Annotated in this window: 21 protein-coding genes and 1 pseudogene; 10 read left to right on the top strand and 12 right to left on the bottom strand. The window is 43.0% G+C overall.

Annotation, left to right across the window (positions count from 1 at the left end; translation table 11 throughout):
- Positions 1–40: 40 nt before the first annotated feature.
- From CKO50_RS05580 to CKO50_RS05545, 8 genes are all read right to left on the bottom strand, one after another.
- Positions 41–1426 carry a hypothetical protein gene (locus tag CKO50_RS05580; RefSeq protein WP_095727357.1) on the bottom strand — a complete coding sequence of 462 codons (1386 nt, stop codon included), beginning with the start codon at positions 1424–1426 and terminating at the stop codon, positions 41–43.
- A 147-nt stretch (positions 1427–1573) separates the two neighbouring features.
- A complete protein-coding gene (locus CKO50_RS05575) occupies positions 1574–2296 on the bottom strand; it encodes a hypothetical protein (RefSeq protein ID WP_095727356.1) in 723 nt (240 codons plus the stop codon).
- Positions 2297–2375: 79 nt separating this feature from the next.
- Positions 2376–3458 carry an MBL fold metallo-hydrolase gene (locus tag CKO50_RS05570; RefSeq protein WP_095727355.1) on the bottom strand — a complete coding sequence of 361 codons (1083 nt, stop codon included), beginning with the start codon at positions 3456–3458 and terminating at the stop codon, positions 2376–2378.
- Positions 3459–3590: 132 nt separating this feature from the next.
- The gene (locus CKO50_RS05565) at positions 3591–4289 is read right to left on the bottom strand and encodes a response regulator (RefSeq protein WP_095727354.1); all 699 of its coding nucleotides are present in this window, start codon (positions 4287–4289) and stop codon (positions 3591–3593) included.
- 12 nt (positions 4290–4301) lie between these two features.
- Positions 4302–5774, bottom strand: coding sequence for an ATP-binding protein (locus CKO50_RS05560; RefSeq protein WP_095727353.1), 1473 nt, complete (start codon positions 5772–5774; stop codon positions 4302–4304).
- Between the two features lie 20 nt (positions 5775–5794).
- Entirely contained in the window at positions 5795–7291 is a 1497-nt protein-coding gene (locus tag CKO50_RS05555; protein ID WP_095727352.1) for a cytochrome-c peroxidase, read from the bottom strand.
- 170 nt (positions 7292–7461) lie between these two features.
- Positions 7462–8391: a hypothetical protein gene (locus tag CKO50_RS05550; RefSeq protein ID WP_095727351.1), complete on the bottom strand. Its 930-nt coding sequence runs from the start codon at positions 8389–8391 to the stop codon at positions 7462–7464.
- Positions 8391–9533 (bottom strand): hypothetical protein, encoded by a 1143-nt coding sequence (locus tag CKO50_RS05545; RefSeq protein ID WP_095727350.1) that lies wholly within the window; start codon positions 9531–9533, stop codon positions 8391–8393. The genes CKO50_RS05550 and CKO50_RS05545 overlap by 1 nt, the downstream gene beginning before the upstream one ends.
- Positions 9534–9965: 432 nt before the next feature.
- Between CKO50_RS05545 and CKO50_RS24480 the strand changes: the two genes are divergently transcribed.
- Both CKO50_RS24480 and CKO50_RS05535 read left to right on the top strand, forming a co-directional pair.
- A complete protein-coding gene (locus tag CKO50_RS24480; protein WP_255229439.1) occupies positions 9966–10145 on the top strand; it encodes a hypothetical protein in 180 nt (59 codons plus the stop codon).
- 240 nt (positions 10146–10385) lie between these two features.
- The gene (locus CKO50_RS05535; protein WP_010370670.1) at positions 10386–10634 is read left to right on the top strand and encodes a DUF3297 family protein; all 249 of its coding nucleotides are present in this window, start codon (positions 10386–10388) and stop codon (positions 10632–10634) included.
- A gap of 72 nt (positions 10635–10706) precedes the next feature.
- Here the strand turns inward: CKO50_RS05535 and CKO50_RS23920 are convergent, their stop codons facing one another.
- Together CKO50_RS23920 and CKO50_RS05525 are read right to left on the bottom strand one after the other, a co-directional pair.
- Positions 10707–10877, bottom strand: coding sequence for a hypothetical protein (locus CKO50_RS23920; RefSeq protein WP_010370673.1), 171 nt, complete (start codon positions 10875–10877; stop codon positions 10707–10709).
- A gap of 436 nt (positions 10878–11313) precedes the next feature.
- On the bottom strand, positions 11314–11499 hold the full coding sequence (locus CKO50_RS05525; RefSeq protein ID WP_095727349.1) for a hypothetical protein: 186 nt from the start codon (positions 11497–11499) through the stop codon (positions 11314–11316).
- 234 nt (positions 11500–11733) lie between these two features.
- Between CKO50_RS05525 and CKO50_RS23915 the strand changes: the two genes are divergently transcribed.
- The gene (locus CKO50_RS23915) at positions 11734–11901 is read left to right on the top strand and encodes a hypothetical protein (protein WP_176474612.1); all 168 of its coding nucleotides are present in this window, start codon (positions 11734–11736) and stop codon (positions 11899–11901) included.
- Positions 11902–11967: 66 nt separating this feature from the next.
- On the opposite strand, the pseudogene dbpA reads toward CKO50_RS23915, so the two are convergent.
- Together dbpA and CKO50_RS05510 are read right to left on the bottom strand one after the other, a co-directional pair.
- Positions 11968–13354, bottom strand: a pseudogene (gene dbpA / locus CKO50_RS05520) (ATP-dependent RNA helicase DbpA).
- Positions 13355–14358: 1004 nt separating this feature from the next.
- Positions 14359–15783 carry a DEAD/DEAH box helicase gene (locus CKO50_RS05510; protein ID WP_095727348.1) on the bottom strand — a complete coding sequence of 475 codons (1425 nt, stop codon included), beginning with the start codon at positions 15781–15783 and terminating at the stop codon, positions 14359–14361.
- Positions 15784–16386: 603 nt separating this feature from the next.
- Here CKO50_RS05510 and CKO50_RS05505 point away from each other — a divergent pair.
- From CKO50_RS05505 to CKO50_RS05475, 7 genes are all read left to right on the top strand, one after another.
- Positions 16387–16590 (top strand): hypothetical protein, encoded by a 204-nt coding sequence (locus tag CKO50_RS05505; protein WP_095727347.1) that lies wholly within the window; start codon positions 16387–16389, stop codon positions 16588–16590.
- Between the two features lie 44 nt (positions 16591–16634).
- Positions 16635–17516 (top strand): hypothetical protein, encoded by an 882-nt coding sequence (locus CKO50_RS05500; protein ID WP_095727346.1) that lies wholly within the window; start codon positions 16635–16637, stop codon positions 17514–17516.
- A gap of 405 nt (positions 17517–17921) precedes the next feature.
- Positions 17922–18107, top strand: coding sequence for a hypothetical protein (locus tag CKO50_RS05495; RefSeq protein ID WP_039492121.1), 186 nt, complete (start codon positions 17922–17924; stop codon positions 18105–18107).
- Positions 18108–18419: 312 nt separating this feature from the next.
- The gene (locus tag CKO50_RS05490) at positions 18420–18797 is read left to right on the top strand and encodes a MerC domain-containing protein (protein WP_095727345.1); all 378 of its coding nucleotides are present in this window, start codon (positions 18420–18422) and stop codon (positions 18795–18797) included.
- Between the two features lie 23 nt (positions 18798–18820).
- Positions 18821–19459, top strand: coding sequence for a DUF1826 domain-containing protein (locus CKO50_RS05485; RefSeq protein WP_095727344.1), 639 nt, complete (start codon positions 18821–18823; stop codon positions 19457–19459).
- A gap of 12 nt (positions 19460–19471) precedes the next feature.
- Positions 19472–20407: an endonuclease/exonuclease/phosphatase family protein gene (locus CKO50_RS05480; protein WP_095727343.1), complete on the top strand. Its 936-nt coding sequence runs from the start codon at positions 19472–19474 to the stop codon at positions 20405–20407.
- Between the two features lie 205 nt (positions 20408–20612).
- Entirely contained in the window at positions 20613–22586 is a 1974-nt protein-coding gene (locus CKO50_RS05475; RefSeq protein WP_095727342.1) for a DUF2207 domain-containing protein, read from the top strand.
- Positions 22587–22609 lie beyond the last annotated feature (23 nt).

Raw genomic sequence — 22609 nt, 5'->3', positions numbered from 1 at the left:
AATCCGTTTTGTCGGTGGTTATACGAAGCTGCGTCAGTGCTTAAGCGTCGTTTTCAATATAGACGGAATCGCTTGCCATAAGCTCTATAGCGACGATTTCAGAGCGGTTCATGGTGAGCTTATATCTTTCCAACTGTATTCCTTGAGAAGATTTAAACCGCATTACTAAGTTTATTTGATAGCGACGCTCAACTGATTTTTTCGAGACCTTTTTCCCTTCAAGGCTATAAAGCTTTCCTGCACCTTTTTTTAGATAGCGTACAAACGAACTCATGTTAAAGGTGATACGTTGCTGTACTTCTTCGTAACCGGGTAAAAACTCATCAATATGCACTTGGTTTTTACAGCAAAAATGCAGTAGATGCGCCGCTTGTTTATTTTGCTGTCGGCGCTTCTTTAGTAGCTTATCAACATCCTCTGGTAGGTCTTTTTTACGAATATGTTCCAGCCATATCGTTTGTGTACAAACGATGGCGTCCGTCACTGAGTTTTTAAACTTGTTGCGCCACTTTGGCCGGCCGCGTTGAATATAACGCCATGCCCACTGGGTTAAGTCTTCTTTGAATGTTTCTCTAAGGCCATAAATTACCCCAAGCAAAGCGATCAGGGCGACGGTGACTTCTTGGAAGTTAGAGCGGGCGTTGAGCACAATAAACATCACGAAGGCCATGATAATACCGGTAACCACACCGCGAACTAAACGCTTTAGATTGGTACTTAAGTCGATGGTTTGTTTGTTAAAAACAACACCATATTCAATGAGTCTTTCAAGCAATTTCATTTTATTGGTAATGCGATTTGGGTCGTCCAGCGTGACTTGCGAGTTGTAGCTCTGCTCCTCGCGGTATTGGCTCTCTCGTTGACAGAAACTAATAATACAGCTTCGCTCATGACTAAAGTCGCTTGACCTAGGCCCGCTAGCGATGAGTTTTAAAAACGCTTGCTCAGTATGCCAACTGAGGTAGTTATCTGCGTTTTGATAGTAAGGCTTAAGCTTATTGTCTGGTGGCGTGTAACGCCTGAGTTTTTTCAATAGGCGTTCTGTTTCTTCCACCAATAATTGTGCGGCTGGATAAAACTCATCAGCTTCTTTTAGCTTCAATGTCTGTTTTACATCGGCATCTAGTGCAATGCGGATCTGGTAGCAAAATAGGTTTAGATTAACGCGGTAATCGGTTTTTTGACCTTTGCTTTGGCTGATAAAGCGGCTACGTACCAAAGGGAGATGAAGCTGCTCCGAGTAATATGCACTGTGACTTTTTATATTGGCATTAAAGTAGTCTACTTCGTTCAACGTGTTGGTATTAATCCCCATATCGGTTGGGATTGAAAAATACAGGTCGAGTTGGTTTGTCTCTTTGGGAAGGAGTTGATAGTTGATTTTAAAAGATAAGCTTTCGTCTTGACTTAGTTTGGCTCTGCTCACTCGGGTATGGTGCCTCCTTGAATTAACACTTTGTAATTATAACATAGATAAGTGTATAAAAGCTGAAATGGGTTTATAGGTTATTGTTCTCGCTGTTTATTAAGGCTCGCCGCTAACAATAGTTGCGATAAAATTGACCGTTAAACACTAAGAATATTTAACGGTTGCGCTTTGCCCTAGCTGATCGGCAATATTTTGAATAAATCCGTGCCCAGTCAATTGTCTTCCCAGTGCTAGAGTCGTTTGTTGTGTTTCTCTAGGACCATCCATCAGTGCTTTGAAGTCGATTATATCTGCGAAATTTTTGCTAGTAACATCATACTTTCCCCAGAGTTTACTGGTGCCGCCATTATCGTCTCGTTCCATCTGCGTATATTGTAAGAAGTTGGCTTTTACTTCATTTGCAAGGTTGACTAGTGCCTTATTGCTATTGAGCTTTTCTTCTAAATAAGTAATATCTTCAGCCGAGATATTACCTGTCACCTTCAATTCGCCCTGTTCGTTGACTGAAAACCCCCACTCATTTTCAGTCAGTTCAGGTCGTTCAGTGGCAATATCCGAGAGTGTTTTGTCATATTCTTTAGACATGCTGTCCGCCGATTTAAACATGCTGCCACCCAGATAAAGCTCGGCGATTGCTTCACCAGTCATAACGCTTGCACTTTTTATCGTTTGCTCGACCTCTTTTGATACACCTATCGTTATTGGTCGCTCATAAACTGGTGGGGTCACATGCTTAGCTGTTTGAGAAAAGGTATCATTTTTCAGTGCGTCTTCAGATACGCTAGTTTCAGACTGCTTAACAGCATGTGAGTTTCGTGTCGGTGGAGCGTTTGCCAACGTTTCCTTAGGTTGAGACAAAATCTTCATATATTTCCTTATCTAGGTATGTCCTTATACAACTATCGGTAATATTGAGCGTAACTTTAGTGGCTGCTCCGCTTTGAGATTAGAGATGGACTTTTTCACCTTCATTTAAAATATACAGTGGCGTTTGGGCTTTTAGCACTTGTTGCATATGCAGTAAGCGGAAAAGCGCTGAATGTGAGGTTTTATCTCCCATTTTCCAACTAGCATTGCCATAGCCCCAAGGCACCATAACCTTGCAGCCGAGCTCTTTTGCGGCAGTCAGTGCATCTTCTGGTGTGGTGTGTACTTTACGATACCAATCAGGGTGTTCTTCGCTGTAGTATGAGGCAATTGGAAGTAGGCACACATCAATATCACCGTATTTTTCATGAATGTCTTTGAAGTGTGGTGAATATCCAGTATCTCCAGCAAAAAATAGAGTCTTGCCTTGGTGTTCTAATATCCAGCCACCCCATAGTGCAGCGCCATGATCTTCGTATAAAAACGGCACCCAAATACGGCTGCTAAAGTGGTTTGCAGGCACAAAGTGTGCAGTTACTTCACCAAGTTGTTTGCTTGAATACCACTCCATTTCAGAAACTTTGTATCCATCTTCAGGAAAGTGCTCTGCAAATCCAAGTGGGGTGAGGTAATTTGGCCCAGTACCAATCGCTTCGATATCGCGCTTGTTAAAATGATCGTAATGAATGTGGGAGTACATTACGGCGTTGGTTTGTTGTAACTCTGTTTGACTGAGCTGTGCAGGTTGATTGCGATTAAACCCTTCTGAGAGGCGAAACGCCCAGTTTACAGGCCAGTCAAATTGAGCTGTGACAGGGTCAAACAAAAACTGTTGTCCATCTTTAGTGTTGACTTTAAAACTTGCATGTCCGAGCCATTGGATAGCAAAGCCAGTATTGATTGATAGGGGGGGGTTGTTGCCAACGTAAGTGCAATCTTGCATTTCGGACTGACATTGAATTTGTTGGGTGACTGGATAGCAGTTTTCTTCGCAAGTCACGGGATAATCTTTAAACTTATTGTAGATGTTGGAATATCTATCTTCATACCCTTCTACAGAGCTATGTTTTACCACGGAAGACTCAGATTTTACTCGCTCTACAACATTACTATTACTGCAGCCTGTTAATGTGATTATGACTGCCAAAGCAAGTCTTTTCATGCCCATTCCTTTTTATAATTATTAGTTATTCTTTGGAGTTTACCAATAAAAGGGAATGGGGTGTAGCGGTGAATTAAGCCTTAGGTGAGAGTTGGATTAGTGCATAACCCAACTCTCATTGAGGGTTAGAGACTAGGAATTACGTTCCTGCGCCTCAAATTTATATCCCGCTCCGTAAATTGAGTGGATAAAGTCGTATTTAGGCGCGATGCTTTGCAGCTTTTTACGAATATTTTTGATATGGCTATCTATGGTTCTGTCGCTAACAATGTGACTGTCATCGTAGATGTGATCCATCAATAAGTCGCGACTATAAATTCGGCACGGGTGTCCGTACATCGCCTTTAACAGCATAAACTCGACATAAGTGAGCGTCGCTTTGGCGTCGAGGAAGGAGACAAACAAGGTCTCTTCGTCCAGTTTAAGTTTGCTCTCGGTTTCCGACACTGTGCCGCGCTCGTTTAGCGTCACGCGCCTTAAAATCGCCTTCACCCTTGCGACGACTTCTTTTGGACTATAGGGTTTACACACGTAATCATCAGCACCCACTTCAAGACCAATGAGACGATCGATTTCTTCTACTTTGGCGGTGATCATGACAATTGGCACGTTTGAATAAGCTCTGATCCGCTTGCAAATTTCGATACCGTCAAGATTAGGCAGCATGAGGTCGAGTAAGATAAGGGCGGGTTGCTGTTGTTTAAAAGCCTCTTCAGCCAAAGCGCCATCATGAACACAATGGCTGGTATACTCGGCTTGAGCCAAATACTTACTTAAAATATCGGCAAGTTTTGGTTCATCTTCGACGATTAAAATATGTTTGTTTGGCACGGGGGAAACTCATTATCTTTTCAGTTCAATAATAATAGCGAGACCACCCAGTTCGCTCAAGTCTGCAGTGATTTTTCCATTGTGGGCAGCAACAATACTTTGGCAGATGGCTAAACCGAGGCCAGAACCACCCGTTTTTCTACTCCGCGCTTCCTCTACTCGATAGAGCCTGTCAAATAGCTTGTTTAGTTGTTCTTGTGATACAGAAGGGGCGCTGTCCTGCCAGTAAATTATCGTTTTATCTTGTTGTTGTATGACTTTTACATCGAGATTTCCCGGTTGTTCAGCTGAGGAATCTGTGTAGCGCAAGGTATTTTGCAGCAAGTTGTCGAATAGCTGTCCAAGGCGCTGCTCGTCACATTCTAAGGTAATATGCTCATCGCATTGCAAGGAATAAGCAAGATGGTGCTTTTCAATTTGGTGACTACTTTTTGCGAATGTGCGTGAGAGCAGGTCGTAAAGGTTTTCTTTATCCATGTTGTAAGTAAGTGCACCGCGGTCTGACAGCGATAGTTGATGTAAATCGTCCACCAGCCGAGTCAATCGTTGGATCTCTTCGTTAAGCGACATCAGTTGTTCGGGATCGCTTGCGATAATGCCATCAATCATTCCCTCAAGTTCCGCGCGGATCACGGCAATCGGCGTGCGTAGCTCGTGCGAAATATCCGCTATCCACTGCTGCCTAGCTATTTGGTTCTGCGCTAATGTGTCTGCCAAACGGTTCATATCTTTGGCAAGCAAACCGAGTTCGTCTTTACTCGCGATATCGACGCGAGCATCGTAATTTCCTTGTGTCAGTGTTTTTGCATTGCGGCGCAACAACACGATTGGGTTGACCATATATTTACTAAAAGGCACGGCAATCACTATAGTAACCAACAGGGCGACGAGCGCAATGATGATGAACTGTTTACGTTGTTGCTCTGCAAACAGTTGGTCGAAGTCATTGCGTACCAAGCCACTTTGCTCGACACCTAAGTAGGCGATAATCTGTTCGCGCTTAGGCTGCGCCAAGTGGTCGCTTTGATAGACTGGGAACCACAGCGAAGTCTGCTTACTTTTCGGTGTGCCCATAATAATATTGCCTTGTGCGTCTTTGATCAGTAGGCGTTTTTTATTGTCAAAACGCGGTGGGGGGCCATCACGTCTTCGTGGCCCTCCTTCGCCTTTTTCACGATGTCTTGGTGGTGGACGAGAATGTAGTCTGTCTCGCGGACGCTCGTCCTCAGAAAGACCATAAAAGCTACGTACTATGCTGTCCCAATCCTCAGAGCCTCGATACACCCAGTCCAAAGAACCATGGCGTGCGTAAGTCTCGGCAACTTGCGTTACCACATTTTTGAGTTGTGCCCGAGAGGTATTTTCAAGATAGGCCGTAAAGCTCTTTTCAAACGCTAATTTATTGGCGATATAGATAGCCAGCACCAATGTAGTGTTGGCTATCAAAATTATCAGCAATAGTTTGACGCGAATGGTCATTTTCATGGTTGTTGTTATTCCACCGGTTAACGTTGTGCATGCAAGCGTAAATTATCAGGGTCTGGTGTGCGACGGTTTGGCACCCATCTTCTTACGCACTGTTGGTCTTTTGCACACTTGTCTGTCAAGGCATGTAAAAACGCAACGAGATCCTGCTTTTGTTGTGGCGCTAAATTAGCGGCAACAAAGGGTGACTGGCGCAGTAATGCTAACGCCGCTTCACTATTTTCTCTCGCTTGTAGGTTTAGTGTGTCACACTGAGCGGTTAAGGAAAACTGCTTTAATCCACAAGCACCACCACGTTGAAAAAATTGCTCGACGGTTTGCTCAGGGTTTGAGTAATGATTGACCACTTGTTCTAACGACTCGTAGGCTCCTGCGTGACCATATGGCGCAGTCAGGGCAACATTGATTAAGCTTGGGACTCTAAACGCAAATTGGTTGCGAGGCGAGGGGTCAATTGCAGCGCGTCCGATATCGGCCTGATTATCTTGTGTACCAATACCATACTGTGGAAAGGCGAGGTTAAAGAAACCATCGTTAGTGAAACGTTCACCGCTGTGGCACCCAACACATCCTGCACCGCCCTCAGCTATAGGAGTAAAAAAGAGTTTAGCACCACGTTTTTGTTTGTCGCTGAGTGCGCCACGGTCACCACGGGCATAGCGATGCCAATCGGTATCCACCATCACAAATGACGCTTGATACTGGCCGAGCGCAAAGGCAATACTATCAAAGGTAATTAAGGTTTGCGCGTCTGCTTGTGAGTTGAATGCTTCTCTAAAGGCTTGAAGCCAATCATTGGTGACCAAACCTCCTGCCTCTTCACCGTAATCGCCAATACGCTGGGCTAAGTGTGAACGGACTTGTTCATTGGTTTCGGCACTTTCGAAAGCCTCTCCACGCATTTCTTCACGAGAGGTGACAGGAAAGCGAGACAGGGTTACAACTAGTGAATCTGCAGCGTTTGGATCTGGTTGATTAAAGCCTGAATCAGGTGTGCTGATAAAACTGCTTTTATTGCCTTGGTTGTCAGTGATAGTCACACGTTGAACACGGCCGTCCCAAAATAAAGCGTTGTTGGCAAATCCGGTATTAAAAATGGTGGGAGAGTTACGTGGAATATTGATGTCATCGTTGACTGCTTGGCGACCTGGGCCTACCACATCACTTTCTACCGCGTTTGTACCTATTGGCAACGAAAGGCCGTCGGCACCACCGAGCCTTGGATCGTGACAGCTCGCACAAGCGACTGATTTTTCACCTCCAAGGGCTTTGCTAAAAAATAACTGCATGCCGAGCTGAGCGACGGGATCTGAGATCCTCGGCAGTTGTTGTGCACCTGCAACTCTGCCAGTAATACCGCGAGCGCGCATAATTTGTGAGAGTTCATCATCCAGTGCTGAGTTTGGTTGTGGCTGGTCTGGAGGCAGAGGTGGTAGAGGTTTATGTTGTGCTGCTATTGGTAAACTTGCCACCGCGGTAACAAGTGCCATTGCACGTAGAAAGTTCGCGTTGTTCATTGTTATTCCAAACCTTATTGTGATTCGAGTTTTAAAATTGGCAGGCAAAAGTGCAGAGAATGTGAAAATGAAAATTTTTGTTTTGAAAGGAAGGGAAAGAAGAAATAATTTGGCACCGTTACAGCATTTTCTAAAATCTCAAATGGGTTGTGAGTTATCGGTAAAGCAGGTTATTGCGCTATTAGGCTTAACCGATATTTAGCTCGTGTAAGTGGGATTTGTATACGACGTATTGAGCTTGGGAAGGCTGATAGAAACAGCGGCTCAACATCGCTAATATCAAATGCGTATGCTGGCGCATTGTCATATTCGCCGAATAAGGCGGTAACCTGAGTAAAAGGCGTAGGTATGAGCTTGAATGGCGCTAGCGAGCGCGGTATATCAAGTTGATATTGATATGCTTTCACGAGTTGTAATGCATGATCAAAGTGACAAATACTCCAACTTTGATGTTCATTGTTTAGCTGTAAGGCCCACACCCCATTTTTATCGGTAGCGACAGAGTATGGGTTTTCACAAGGCGCAGGTAGTGACTGTGTGTTACTGCGCTGCCAAGTACCCTGGTGATTCAAACAGAGATTCTCTTTGCTATTAAGCGTCACGACTCGTGTACTGAGCCCTGCTTTACAAGCATCTTCCACAGGTAACCAATAAGCGGGTTTGGTGGTGGAAAGTACCATAAATCCGGCAGGTCTTTCTGGGTCGTGCGAACTCCATCCAATAAAATAGTCATTGTTTACGCGCCACTGATCATAACTTAACCGACCCCGTTGGTATTGACTAGCTAAAGGCAAAGTGCCTTGCCGGTCAGCAAACAGGCAATGGATGGTGTCGCGCTTAAGCTTACAGGCTGACTGAACCTTATCAAAATTGAGAGGTATTGCAGCATCTGGATAGTTTGGTGGAATAAAACGCGTGTGCGGCAATGATGTTGGCTGTAACTCATTATTGTCTGATTGTTCAAAGCGGCACTCTGGCCGCTCAGTAGAGGGAGCTAAGGCTATTTTATCGCTAGACATAGCGAGCTCGCAGCTTAATAAATCAAAGCTTGCCGAGATGCTAAAGATAATAAGATAAATTAGCCGAGTGATATTCGTCATTATTTTCCTAATTCAAAATGAAAGTCGGTAACCTGTAACGATTTAACTTGGGGCACGAAATAGCTAGTATCGTAGATATTGCTGTAGTCATGCCAAGCTTCACCTTCGCTATCAAGCTGGTTATCATTAGGAGTAAGCCAAGGTTCTAAAGGTTCAGTTAAGAAGCTGACATGCAGGTGATTCTTATGATTTGATTTAACATCTGTAACGCCTTTCAAATTATCGGCAAAGATAATTTTAGTTGCGCCTAATTGTACCAAAGCGTCAACTATCGTCTGTGTGGCTTGGCGATGGTAGTGTGCGTCACCAACGCTAACCGGACCTGATGATGTTCCTACCGGACGAATATCTACTGTACCACCAAACTTGTGCGTAAAGTGAGGTGGGTTTATTCCACCCCAGCGCATGGTTGCTCCCGTTATTGTGAGATAATTTGGCATTCCGACAGGTTTGTTTTGTACGTTTTTCCAAGCTTGTCCTAAATTTTGTAACGCACTTAGCAAGTTTGGGTGTAAGTGGCGACCAACTAATCCTGCCGTAGTAAGCCCCTCACTTGCGCGGTCTGGAATGTTGACTAAGCCTGTTACTGCGCATTTTACGATTAGCTGAGCCTGCAAATTGCCAGTTGAGGCTGTTAACTTATCAGAACTGGGCTGTTGTTCATTACCGCAGCTATGGAAGTTATTTACGGTAACTTTCACTTGGCCATTAGCATCGGTCACTAGACTTGAAGCTTCGTAAGGTGCACGTAATCGGAACAGCCCTTGGTCTATTCTTTGAATTACCGTTGCTCTTGAACCACTCGGAAAACGGTTTGCCATTGTATTTTTATCTCGCCAACTTGATGTGGTGAGCGTGTTATAAGTTGAATTTATAGTAATGGTTTTACCAACGGCTGGTCTGCCATCAGAATAGGTTAATGTTAACGTCCAAAGCGCGCTGTTGCCATTTTTTGGGTATAAAGTGACTTCACTGGCATTTTCAAGCCATTGATGACCAAAATAAGCCTTTCCATTTGATGTTGTAATGAGGCCGTCATACTCAAGGTTAGTGTTGATAGAAAAGGCTGGTTGAGGTGTCTTGGCGGATAAGTGGGCACAAAATCCCAAGGCAATACCGATTAGTGCATTTCTTCTGTTCATTGTTAATCTCCTTTTATTAATCAATATGAACGTGATTACTGCGTTAAATTTGCTTTGTTTTAAGAACACACCTAGCGAGACAAAAGTAATGTTAGTAAAGCTATCGCTTTTGATGAATAAACTAGCACTACACTCCTTGTGGTGAATTCAAGATAGACTAGTATAAATTTTGTTAAATACAAGTGAGTTTTTTGTGTTTTTGATTTGGGTGTACGTCTAAGCTTGTTGAAATAGTGATCGACTCAGCTATCTTTAATTGACGTATGGAATTTAGGTTGTACCCCCATGTCTAAGAATGGACGTCAATTTCTTGAAGCTTCACTAGCGGCTGTTATTGTGCGTTATGTTTGATACTTTCTTTATTATGAAATGGCACAATAGCACAGCGAACAACAGTTACCGTAGTTCAACGATATCAACCGGAGCGCGGCAGTGAAAATATCCGTAGTAGAAAATCCTGAGCAACAGTTTATCGATTTTTTAGGTAGTAAAATTAGCGAGTTGAGCTGGGCGAATTGCACGGTCACAGAGCGCCTTCCATTGGCGGTTGAAGTAAAGGATGAGTCTGGAGAGGTTGTTGCAGGTGCAGCTGCGCGTACTTTTGGTAACTAGTTATTGCTCGATACTTTGTGGGTTTCTGAGACACTTAGAGGTCAAAATATTGGTTCACAGATACTAAAAAACCGAGAAGCGGCAGTCAAACAAAGAGGGGGGCATGAAATGCTTACTCGATACCTTAAATTTTAAAGCGATACCGTTTTTAATTCAATTGCGATTATAAGACGCTCAGCTATTGAGCGCGCGCGTGGGATTACCTACAATACAGCATGCTTAAATAATTGAAGAAAAACGATGACAGATTCAACTGAAAAACCAGCACTACCAGATAGACTTTCAATCAACCCTCGCAGTCCACATTATGCTAAAGAAGTGCTAGAACACCACATTGGCATCCGTTTTAACGGTAAAGAGCGCACTGATGTTGAAGAATACTGCATCAGCGAAGGCTGGATTAAGGTAGCGTCACCAAAGGCATTAGACCGTCGTGGTCAGCCTTTGCTACTGAAGTCAAAAGGGACTGTTGAAGCTTACTACTGTTAAGCTTAACAAACAAAGATACAAAAATGCCGGACTTTATCCGGCATTTTTTACATCAATTATATTCCCACTCAATCAATGTGCTGAAGTTAACCAGCTCAGAAATTGACGTGCTTCGCCGCCATTGGCGAATTGTGTGATCTTACGGCCTGTGCCGTCAGCAAAGATCACTTTAGATTTGTTCACCGAAATTGAGCGAATTGGTTGCTCAACACGGATCTCTGTTCCGTTATATGTATATGACATAATAAAACTCACTTTTATAATGCACAGCAAATTAGCTAATGCTTTTGATAGTAGATGAGCTTCATTACAGTTTAGCGAACAGAAGACACTGTCCTCGCAACGACCCGAGATGGGCATGACAGCTTATACCAATTTTCTTAATTGGTTTGATTTCGCCTGACTATATTAAGCTCTACTTGTATTTTTATGCGGACTTACTGGATCAAGGCAAGGAGGCATTACTTGAGATTTGCTTTATTTTGAGAGGAAGTTAAAGCAAGCAATGGATGGTATAGAATTGCACTTTTTAAAGCAAGCTTTTTATGTCGGCGTTGTGGTAAATGTTTTTCTTCGTTGTCTTTTTCACAAATAAGGAACGTAGCTGCTTACCAAAAATTTCATTCATTGCTATGCAGCTATAATTGTTACTACCAAGTAATAAAACTACAAGTCCTAACTAGAAGGTGACAGGAACTCCGCCGCTAGTAACTTCTCCACTAGGTTGCTGATCATTCTGGCATCTTTTCGATGCTGGACCACATGCGTTATTGCCGCCAGCTATATTTGGTGTCAGTGCTTTTGCTAGCTGTTGTTTAGAGTGAGACAAGTTTTTGAATTTTTTCTTAGTTAATACAAGTTTCATTTACTTTTTCCTTGTTGATTGTTTATGGTTGTTTTTTTGTACCACTAAAGTTAACAAATGAAATCAACTAAGTAAACAGAGTTTTCTTTGGTTTTTTGATATTAAAGACAACTACAGCCCGTATTGAAGTGTTATTCACTCTTACTAGTTAGAAAAAATTAAAAGCAAATTAAAAGGACAGCCACTGTTAAAGCTGCAGTTGAGCTTCATCATATTGCTGGAGTACTTACCTGTGTGGAGAGACAAAGCAAAAAACAATTAGAGGCGTTCGTCAAAAATGTTGATGAGTATCCTTTAAAATCAGATATTGATGGTGTATTGGAATATGGCTTTGATGTGATATGTGAGGAGTTGATGACCCCAGAGTTTGAACTACTCACCATTCGGGAGTATCAGGACTAACTGTAGCCCATGCAACCTACATTGGCGCGTTTATGACGCGCCAACTTGCTCTACCTGAGTTTCGCTTTATTTTGTCACTTTGCGAGCCCTAAAGTTGCGACCTTTCATCTTACCTTCTGAAATCGTTTTAAGCGCTATATTGGCAATATTGCGCTCAACCGCAACATACGATGACATAGCTGTGACTTTGATTTTGCCGATTTGATCACCTTTTAACGCTTGATTTGAGGTCAGTGCACCTAAGATATCACCCGGTCTTAATTTTGCTTTTTTACCGCCGTCGATTTGAATGGTTACCATCGGTGCTTGGTTAATTTTGTTATTTAATACTTGATCGCTTGGCAGGGTATTGGGCTCAATTGTCTTACCTAAATAGTCTTCGAGGGCATTTACTTTATGCGATTCTTTATAACTCATTAAAGAGCATGCCACGCCTTTATTGCCTGCTCGTCCGGTTCTGCCAACGCGGTGAACATGTACTTCTGGGTCATGGGCGATATGGTAGTTGATCACCATATCTACGTGATCGACGTCGATACCTCGGGCTGCGACATCCGTTGCCAATAAAATGGTCACGCTCTTATTCGCAAAACGAACCAATGTGCGGTCACGGTCTTTTTGCTCTAAGTCACCGTGAAGTGCAGCCGCATCAAAACCTAGGCTATATAGGCTGTCGCATACGTTCTGGCACTCTGCCTTGGTGTTGCAGAAGATAACCGCTGAGTTTGGTTGAAATTGCATTAACAGCTTTTGTACTGCAGGCAATCTCGCATCGTTGTTGTCGACTTCGTAAAAGTACTGTTCAATTGAGCTATCATCATGCGTTGCTTCAACCGTGACTTTGGCTGCATCTTTCATGATGTGCTGCGCGAGCTGCTCTATTTTTGGCGGGTAAGTTGCACTAAATAACAGGTTTTGGCGTGCTGTAGGGCAGTGATCTATGATGCACTGCAGCGACTCTTCAAAACCCATCTCTAACATGCGATCCGCTTCATCCAGTACAAAGGTATTCACTTCATCTAGCGACAAACGGCCTTTGCGCAGGTGCTCTTCAATACGCCCTGGCGTGCCCACAATGATGTGCGCACCGTGTTCAAGAGAGCCAATTTGTGGACCCATAGGTGCACCACCGCACAGCGCTAACACTTTGATGTTATGGACTGCACGAGCAAGCTTGCGAATTTCAACCGCAACCTGATCGGCAAGCTCTCGAGTTGGGCATACCACAAGCGCCTGCACGCGAAAGCGTTTCACGTTTAAATTATGTAATAGTCCTAAAGAGAANGGCGGTTTTACCTGAGCCTGTTTTACCTTGGCCAATGACATCTTTACCCGCCAAGATAAGCGGTAAGGTTTGTGCCTGAATATCAGTCATGGTGTGATACCCCAATGACGCGAGGTTATCGAGTAAGGCGCTGGAAAGTGAGGTACTGGAAAAAAGTGGCTGAGTCAAAGTCGCTGTCTCTGTAGTTTTAAAACCGCAATTATAACATGGCTCGAACGGATAGCGCTTGTAAGGCCGTGATAAAATTTTTACCACGGCCAAGTGCGTTAAAAAATAATCTTAAACATTTCCCATGAACAGGGATAAGTGNCAGCCTATGACGGTAGGATGCACATTGGCTCCCGCGCCACCATTACCTGCGGCTTGGATGTAGTGACCATTGATTGACTTAAGCGCCACTTTATCGCCATTTTGGATCAAAGCACCGGGGTTATTCGGCAACTCAATCGTGAAGGTTTCCCAAATAGAAGCCACCGTTCGGTTGGCATTTAACTCAGCACCACCACCTTGCTCTGCAACAAAATAATAGCCTGTAGCTGTTTGAATGTGGATGGTGTCGCCATCAAACAGGTTACCGCCGTTGACATCGATAAGATTAAACCGTTCCCAAGGGCCAATCGCAATACGATTGGCGTTTACTGTATTACCGCCGTTGTTTTCTGCAACGAAGTAATATTGTCCGCCCGTTTCAAACGACACATTAGTAAAAATCGTCGGGCCACATGGGGCTGTAGTGAAGGTTAAGTCTTCCCCTTGAATGGTGGTGCGAGGTGGCTTTGGATCTCCACGAAAACGAAAATGATATTCGCTGCCGCACTCTAGGTTCGCTATTTGTGCGCTAACCGGGCCATTCACACCAGGTGGTGTTGCGAGTACGCTGTAGCCGTAGTTAGTGGTTGGGCCATAATCAAACGTTTCTCCACTTAAACCAATAGTAGAGGCGGAATAACCGTTTAATTGAGCGGAGGTTTCTGTGATATTGCTCGCAGCTTGGGTCACATATTGCGTACCAGCGTGCGCTAAAAATGTACTACCAAACAATGTGAACAGTATCAATTTCAAGATATTCATTGTCTAGCTCCTTTGACGAAAAAAGCTGTTACGATTAACAGCTTTTTTAGCTTAGGAGAAGGTGTTGCAAATGCTATTACACCTGCTTACACCATTAATTATTAATTGCCAGAAGTGGGCTTCTGGCGTGGTGTACGTTTCTCTCCAGTGTGTTGGCTCTTTGGCTTGTTTGCAGATGATGATGATGGGCGACGTCTGCGGTTGCCATTGTTATTACCAGCAGGTTTACCGTTGCTACTCGGTTTATTGTTGCGAGGACCTGAACTTTGCTTAGGTTTGTTTTTCGGCTGAGCAGAAGGTGCTTGCTCAGTGTCTGCCGCCTTTGGCTTTTTCGGTTTCTTTGGCTTTTTCGGTTTGATTGGGCGCGTATCTAATTTTGACTCAGGGACGGCAAGTTGTGGCTCAAACCCAGGCTCCACTTTACGCGGCACCAACTGTTGAATTAATCGCTCAATGCCAAATAAGTCGCTTGCGGTCTCTTGGGTAACAAATGAGATAGCTTCCCCCATCGCACCAGCGCGGCCAGTTCTGCCGATACGGTGAACATAATCTTCGTAAACATTTGGCAGGTCAAAGTTCACGACATGAGGCAACTCTTGAATATCCAAGCCCCTTGCAACAATATCAGTGGCAACAAGTACACGTACTTCACCATTTTTAAAGCCAGCAAGGGCTTTCATGCGAGCGCTTTGGCTTTTATTACCATGGATTGCTGCGGCATTGATCTTGGCTTTTTCCAGATCCTTAACCAAGCGGTTAGCACCGTGTTTTGTGCGAGTAAATACCAATACTTGTTGCCAATCATGCGTTTGCACTAAATGCTTGAGTAAGTTGGTACGTTTACTTTTGTCTACCGGGTACACCCACTGAGTCACGCTTTTTGCGGTGCTGTTTGCTGGTGCCACAGAAATCTCTACTGGATCATGAATTAGCCCTTTCGCCAAGGCTCTAATCTCTTCAGAGAAAGTGGCAGAGAACATCAAGTTTTGTCTGCGGCTTGGCAATACTTTGATAATGCGCTTGATATCGTGAATAAAGCCCATGTCTAGCATACGGTCGGCTTCATCCAATACCAATACTTCAAGGTCATCAAATTTGACAGCATTTTGCTGGTAAAGGTCGAGTAATCGCCCAGGTGTTGCCACTAAAACATCAATGCCTTTACGCAGCTTCATCATTTGCGGATTGATCTTCACACCGCCGTAAACGACTTCAGAGCTGATAGGCAGGTGTTTACTGTAAAGCGAAACACTTTGCCATACTTGGTCAGCAAGCTCTCTGGTCGGCGTTAGAATTAACGCGCGTACATTATTCGCACGTGGCTTAGTGCCGGCTATCAGCTTTTGCAACAAAGGTAGTGTAAAGCCCGCTGTTTTGCCCGTTCCCGTTTGCGCTGCAGCCATCACATCTCTACCTTCTAAAATGGCAGGAATGGCTTGCTCTTGAATGGGAGTCGGTTTGTCGTAACCTTGTTCGACAACGGCTTGATTTATTTCTGGGGCTAAACCTAGGTGGCTAAAGCTCATGATTTTGTACTCTGTATTGGGCGGCGGGCAAGAGTACAGTATTTACTCCGCTTAAGCAATTTCGCCGTGTTGTTAAATAGCCTTAGGTTAGATGACAATAGGCGGATAGATAACAAAGCATAGCGTAAACATCAGGATTACAATCAGAATAAATGAAAGGAAACGTTCGTACTGCAGGTCTATTGGTGGCATTAGTTATTCACGACCGCTTTTATAAAAGCGCTCGTGTTTTATTTTTCTCTTAAAAATGCAATAAACTCACTCAGCTAGTGAAAGTTTTAAATAATAAAAGTTCTTGCTTGATGACCGCTCTTAATAGCGGGTTTTTTATTCCCTTAGTCAAGCGTCTAATTACAAAGAGAGCTAAAAAGTTAAGCTAAATCATTAAGTAAAAGGGTTAGCTAAACCTTTTGGCTAATATTAGCTAACTATTTTACAAAAGGTTTGGTTGAAAGTTTTGTCCAGGTGTCTTAGTATCAAAATACTAATTAAACGCGATTCAACGCAGTTTAAACGAACTTAAAGGTGTTTAAAGGTCGCGCTTGACCTTCTAAGACTAGGAGCCGAGCTGATAGATTAGATCTATTTGTTGGGAGATATAAAATGACGATAAAAGGCATATTTAAAGTTTTTACTAGCAATACTGAAGAACAACATGAATCGGAAAGTGTGACTGTTGAGCCAGAACTTAAGGTGCATACCATCGGAACAGATTTCTTTGTTGTTGATTCTGACTCACTTTTTGACAGTAAAACTGTGCAAGAACAAGCGTCGGCTGCTGGTAAAACTGTAGGGCATAGCTTATAGGGAGGTTCAGGTAATCCAATAACTAAAATTTACTAAAGGGAATTATGATAAAGCCAACAGTTTTACTGATACTTTTACTTACGGCGTGCGGCTCTTTATTCCTAAGAAAGCTTCCTGGAACCACAACAAAATACAATAATTCAAGTGGGTATCACACATTTATAATGGCTGCGTTTGCTGGCATGCTGTTGTTCGGTATATCTTTTATTTTAGTTTCTACAGTAGCTCACTGTGATTTTGCGCAAACGATAGGCTCTTGGTTTTCAAGCTCTGTATCTATATTATTGCCATCACTAGGAAATGATACCGATTCTCTCAACCTTATTTCAGTGTGTATCGTGTCTTTAATTATTGCTTTCGCCTATCCAAAGCTAGTAGTAGCTATTTACAAGGCAAGATACAAAAAAAGTCCATACTTAGAGCAGTGGAAAGTTGATGCTAGAGACAAGGAAACTCCAGAATTTTTAAGCCTGTTTTTTGATGCAACGGACCTAAAACTACCTATTGCATTTACCTTATCCAATAGAAAGGTATATATAGGCTACGTGATCCAGTTTGGAGTCAATTGTAATGATGTTCATGTTTTACCATTAGTAAGTGGTTATCGTCATGAAAAAACTCTTGATTTAGTAAAAGTAATTAACTACCAAAGTGTAATTAAAGAATTTGACAAAAATAAGCCGAAGCACCTAGATGATGGGAAGCTGCAGCATTTAAATGATCACGACAGAAGAAGATATCTAATAAAGAAATTTTCTATATCAATTCCGCTCCGAGAAATCGTGCACGCTAACATTCATGACATTAACTGCTTTAATGAATTTTTGCATCACAGGTTTGATGACAAAGGGATAAAGCCTACGGAAATGCATTTTTCAGATGTGCCGGTTGACTCAGAAGTAATGCAAGAAAAGAATTCGAATTAGAGCGGGTAGTTACCCTGCGATTTAACTTTTAGACAAACCACCCGCACACAGTGGTTTTTTTGTGTCCAAATTTAGGGCGTGGATCAGACCTATTATTGAGTCATGTGCCGAGAAAGTTGGCTTATATCGTCTGGGTCATAGGTAATCTAACCAGAGATTATAGCGTCAACGAAATTGTAAGAGTCGTTTAAAGCTGTGAATAAGTTTTAATCATTGGGAGTCAAAAGTGCTCATACAAGGGCTTTTGGCGCTTGCCACATTGCATCATTGTTTGGGATTAGAGATCATTCAACAAGATGTTTAAAAAATGTTTTATATATTGATTCTTTGTTTCCGTGCTGCCAGTATAGCCATTAGTTAGTTTCCGATTTGGAAACTTTAAACAATGATTATTAAGGAAATAAAATGAAACTGAGCCTTAAGAAAAGGAATATGAAAGTACTCAATAAAGACAACAGCCAAATTGTTAAAAATGCCACAGCGCAAATTGCTGGTGGTTATAATCGAGGTTATACAGACTTTTATTTTTGTGGAACAACGCATTGTCCATCTGCGTATCCGGAGTGCGAAACGATGGGGTGTAACGCGTAACCTTTTTCCGTAGCCAGCGATTACTCATCAATTCATAGGTTTTTTCTGGATCTCAAACCTGTGAATTGTAATTCATTACATTCCTATTTGATCAAACACCTTCCAAAGTACCTTTGCGTTTATTTGCTACAACACCGTAAAAATCACGACAAGCAGAGATTGACTCTCTAGGTGCTTTAAATACACGCCACTTTTTTATGTTGGGCTTTGTATCGAACACTCTTTTTGTCGTATGGCTTTTAACGTTTTACTCTTTTTTGATTGGTATGTTATATTGTATCAATTACGGGCGAGCATGACAAAGGAGAAAGCGTGAACGTAAAAGTACAGTCGCTTGGAGACAAAGCAGCAATTGGGTTATCTATGTTGTGCTTAGTCCACTGTTTAATATTACCTTTTTTATTACTTGTACTTCCTCCCTTCGCGGGTTTATTAGCGCTCTCTGATGAAGCTTTTCACGAGTGGTTACTAATAGCAGTAATACCTATTAGCGTTTTGGCCCTTGGGTTTGGCTATGTGCGGCATAAGTCAGGCCTTGTTGTGGGCATGGGGTTAGTAGGCTGCACACTCTTGGTGATAGCAACTATTTTAGGTGAAAAAGGTGGAGAAACCTTGTTCACAGTGCTTGGCTCTATACTCATCTCCTACGCGCATCTTCGAAATTATGCGCTGCATCGCAATTTTCACTAAATAAAACCCTATTTGGAGTTAATATGAATAGCCTTATGCCTATAGAGCCCTTGCTTGATGCGGACTCTCTGCATCATGAGCAGTCAGAACATGCAACGGTGTTAACCAAGATTTATGAGTCCAACACCAATATTGTGATTTGGCAACATGCATTACCACCTGCTTTGAAAGCAGAGTTTGGCCACTACTTAGAAACAGCAAAAGAGATAGAATTAGCGCTACAAATTGCGACTAGCAATATCACTTGCGAAGTTAGTGAGCCGTTAAAGCGGTTGAATTTTAGCGATGCGATGGTGGCGCACGTTACTGAAATCGTGGACATGTTTAGCTGTTTATTTGAACTTCGCATAGTTGGTTTACGGTTAAAAATGCTCGAGACTGCAATGTGCCCGAAGTTTCATGTTGATAAAGTGCCAGTACGACTGGTGACAACACTTGCAGGCGCTGGCAGCGAGTGGCTTAGAAACCAGCATGTATCAAGGGATGGCAACAAACTGACTATTTCTCCTGAAGCTGACGCAATACAGCTTGCCTGTGGGGATGTGGCATTATTAAAAGGTGAGCGTTGGGACGGTAATGAAGGCCGTGGCTTAGTGCATCGCTCACCAGCGGTAGTAACAGGGGAAAAACGATTGCTACTGACTTTAGATTTTATCGCCTAGATTGGATTCATTATGACAACAAAATTAACTGCATTTGTATTTAGCACTATTTTTAGCCTCTCGCTATTGGGATGCCAGTCGGAGCCTTCAAATATCGGTTCCTCCGCGGTAAGCGGCCAAGCAACCGTCGCTCCGCTTAAAATCGCGACTTGGAACATGGAGCATTTAGCATATCCATCGAGTGCAGGATGTAGGCCTCGTGACGAGCAGGAGATAAGCGCGCTGCGCGATTATGCAAAAGGGCTTAATGCAGACGTTATTGCGCTGCAGGAAGTCGCATCGGTTAAGGCATTAGAGCAGGTCTTTCCAAGTAGTGAATGGCAATTACTGATTTCAAGTCGAGCTAATAGCGCGACGTACGACTGTAGAGGGAGTGGCAATCTGTCTACACAGCAGAAAACCGCGTTTGCGATTAGAAATAACCTTGTCCCAAGCAAAGTGGATAACGTGAGCGAACTTAGCGTGAATGTTGAAGGACTAAGGCATGGCCTAGTTGTGACCTTAGATACTCAGTTTGGTGAGCTTTCAGTGCTTAATGTCCATCTTAAAAGCGGCTGTTTTGTTGATAACTATTCGACTTCGGATAAAAAGGCTTGTCGACTGCTGGCAGAGCAGTTACCAGTACTTAAATCTTGGTTGGAGAAACACGCAAATAGCAATACCATTGTGTTGGGTGACTTCAATCATCGTTTAAGCCATGGCGACAATCAATTTTGGCAGCAGTTAACCAAGCACCAAAATAGCGTCTCTGCACCTTTGGTAAACGCAACTGAAACACTGACAGGCTGTCACCCACGCTACCCTGTGCCGATTGACCATATATTGCTAAGCAACAAACTTGCAAACACGGTAAAATTCGACCCCAGCGTATACTTTTTTGCGGATATGTCTGAAGAGAAAATGCTCAGCGATCACTGCGCTATTTCGGTGTCAATTAGCATGCGTTAAGGCGGTTGTTCGTTGCACCAAAAGGGAGCGTATATAGCCAAAAAGTCAACCGGTGATGTGCAAATATTATCAAGGTCTACTCGCCAAAAGCGGCGTTTTTAACGGTAACTTTAGTGTTGAAATTAGACCTTATTTGCTTTAGTCTGCTGCGCAAATTGAGCTGAGTTACATAGACTTAGCGCTGCGCATTCAAAGGATTTGAACAATGACTAAACGCTTTTGGTTTACCACGCTTTATGGTGTATTACTGGCAATCATTTTATTGGTTGTGAGCGCGCCTTCTCTGGCTTATTTGAGATTTAAAGATGCGTCGGTAGCGGATCCTCACTTCTCTCAGCTACAAGTTAATCTCGATATTAATAAAACGGGGGCACTGCAAGTTACTCAGCAAGGCATACTGCAAGGGGGAAACTTCGATTGGCAGGGGCTCGCGCAAACAATTGAGCTGGATGTGAGGTATCCAGATGGTACATACTATCTGAGCGATATCAGCATTGACTCAGTAAAAATTGACGAGCAAGAAGTGCGTTATGCACTGAAGTATAACTACGATAGAAGTTCAGTAACGCTCGTAATAAGCAAAGAGCAGCTCCCAAAGCAAGGGCAGGCTCAGCAATTTGAAGTGCGATATCAATCAAAAAACCGTATGCGGTTTTATCCGGCATTAGACGAATTGACTTATGCACTCTTTCCGAATGTTAATCTGAAAATAAACAAGCTTACCGTCTCGATTCTTTATCCTCAAAACGCGACGCTCAAGGAGCACCAATTGTTTGTCGATCATCTAAACAATGATGCGTTTGTGATACGCGATGGGATAGTCGATGGGCGCAATCAGCTCCTATTCGAGAGTCAATCTGAGATAGTAGATAAAGCACAGGGAGAAATTGCCCTCGCGTTTGAAAAAGGTGTATTTAAGGATAATTATCTTTACCGCAAAGTATGGTATCCGTTTAGAGTGTTATTTATTGCTTTGCCGTTTTTAATGTTATTTGTATTGGCTGTGTGGCAAACGCGTAAGCGCCTCCATGCATTGCCAAAACTTGCCGATGCGCTTCCTTGTTCTACTCAACCACCAGACTTACCGATTTGCTTGGTGAGAGAACTGGTTGCTGCAAATATCGAACGCGTGCTAACAGCAAAAGACGCGTTAGCTGAGGTATTAAAGCTTGCGGTGGCGAAACAGTTAACGATTAGTGAGCGTGGTAAAAACAATGATGAATTTAGTAATGTTGACCCAAAAAAGCTGCATCAAATTCAGTTAAACCCCGACGCGCCGAGTGAATCAGAGGCGGTTGGGTTAAGCGGAAAACTGCAACGTTACTTTTATCAACAACAAGACGTGCAAAACTCGAGTGGAAAACGCAATCGAAAACGAGTGATAAAAAACCGCTTTGTTCTTAACAAAGGAAACGAGGGGAGGACGTCTTTCACAGAAATAATATGTCATTATGTGAATAATGCCGAAGTGGGGAAGGCGCAGCATAATGTAAACTTTCTTGCTTTTATAGCGCCTATTTTACTTTGGTTAGGTGCTTCTTTTGTTGTGATTGGACTTGGTGCTGGCAATGGGTGGCAAGTGTTTGCGGGTAGTTTAATTGTAGCTTTATTATGCACTTCACTGTTGTTAATTGCGGTGGTTATTGTAGAGATGTTCATAGAACATCGCAGCGAAGATAAAAAGAGCCGGGAAATGTGGCTTGTACGCGCGTTAATTTATATTCCTACCTATTTATTCTTACTATGGATGTGTGTTGATGGTGATGATGAGCTGGTGAATGGCACTAGTGTGGTTTTTCACTTCTTTTACCTGGGTTTTATTGCGGCTTTCTTTTCATTTATCGGGCCTTCCAAGCAATTTAAAGCTTGGGTATTGCAGTCTCAGCAATTTTATCAATACATTAAACTTAAGAGTCAGCACTGCTTCGCTGAAGGAGTCGAAAAAGCGGAGTACGAAGCATTATTACCTTATGCATATGCATTTGGTTTGTTGAATGAATGGATAAAAGGGTATGAGGCTTATCTAACTGCAAAGCAGGACGACACTACGCCTTTGATCCCTTGGATCCGGTATAAAAAAATTACCGAGCCGAGAGAATTAAAACAACATTTAAGTTGTCTTGAAGCGGTCATGCCTGCAATATCATGTTTGGCCTATGATAAAAATATTGTGTATTAGGGCCTGTTGCTAACGTAAGCAGC

The organism is Pseudoalteromonas sp. HM-SA03 (assembly GCF_002289345.1).
GTDB lineage: Bacteria > Pseudomonadota > Gammaproteobacteria > Enterobacterales > Alteromonadaceae > Pseudoalteromonas.
This window is presented reverse-complemented; position numbering and strand designations above follow the sequence as displayed.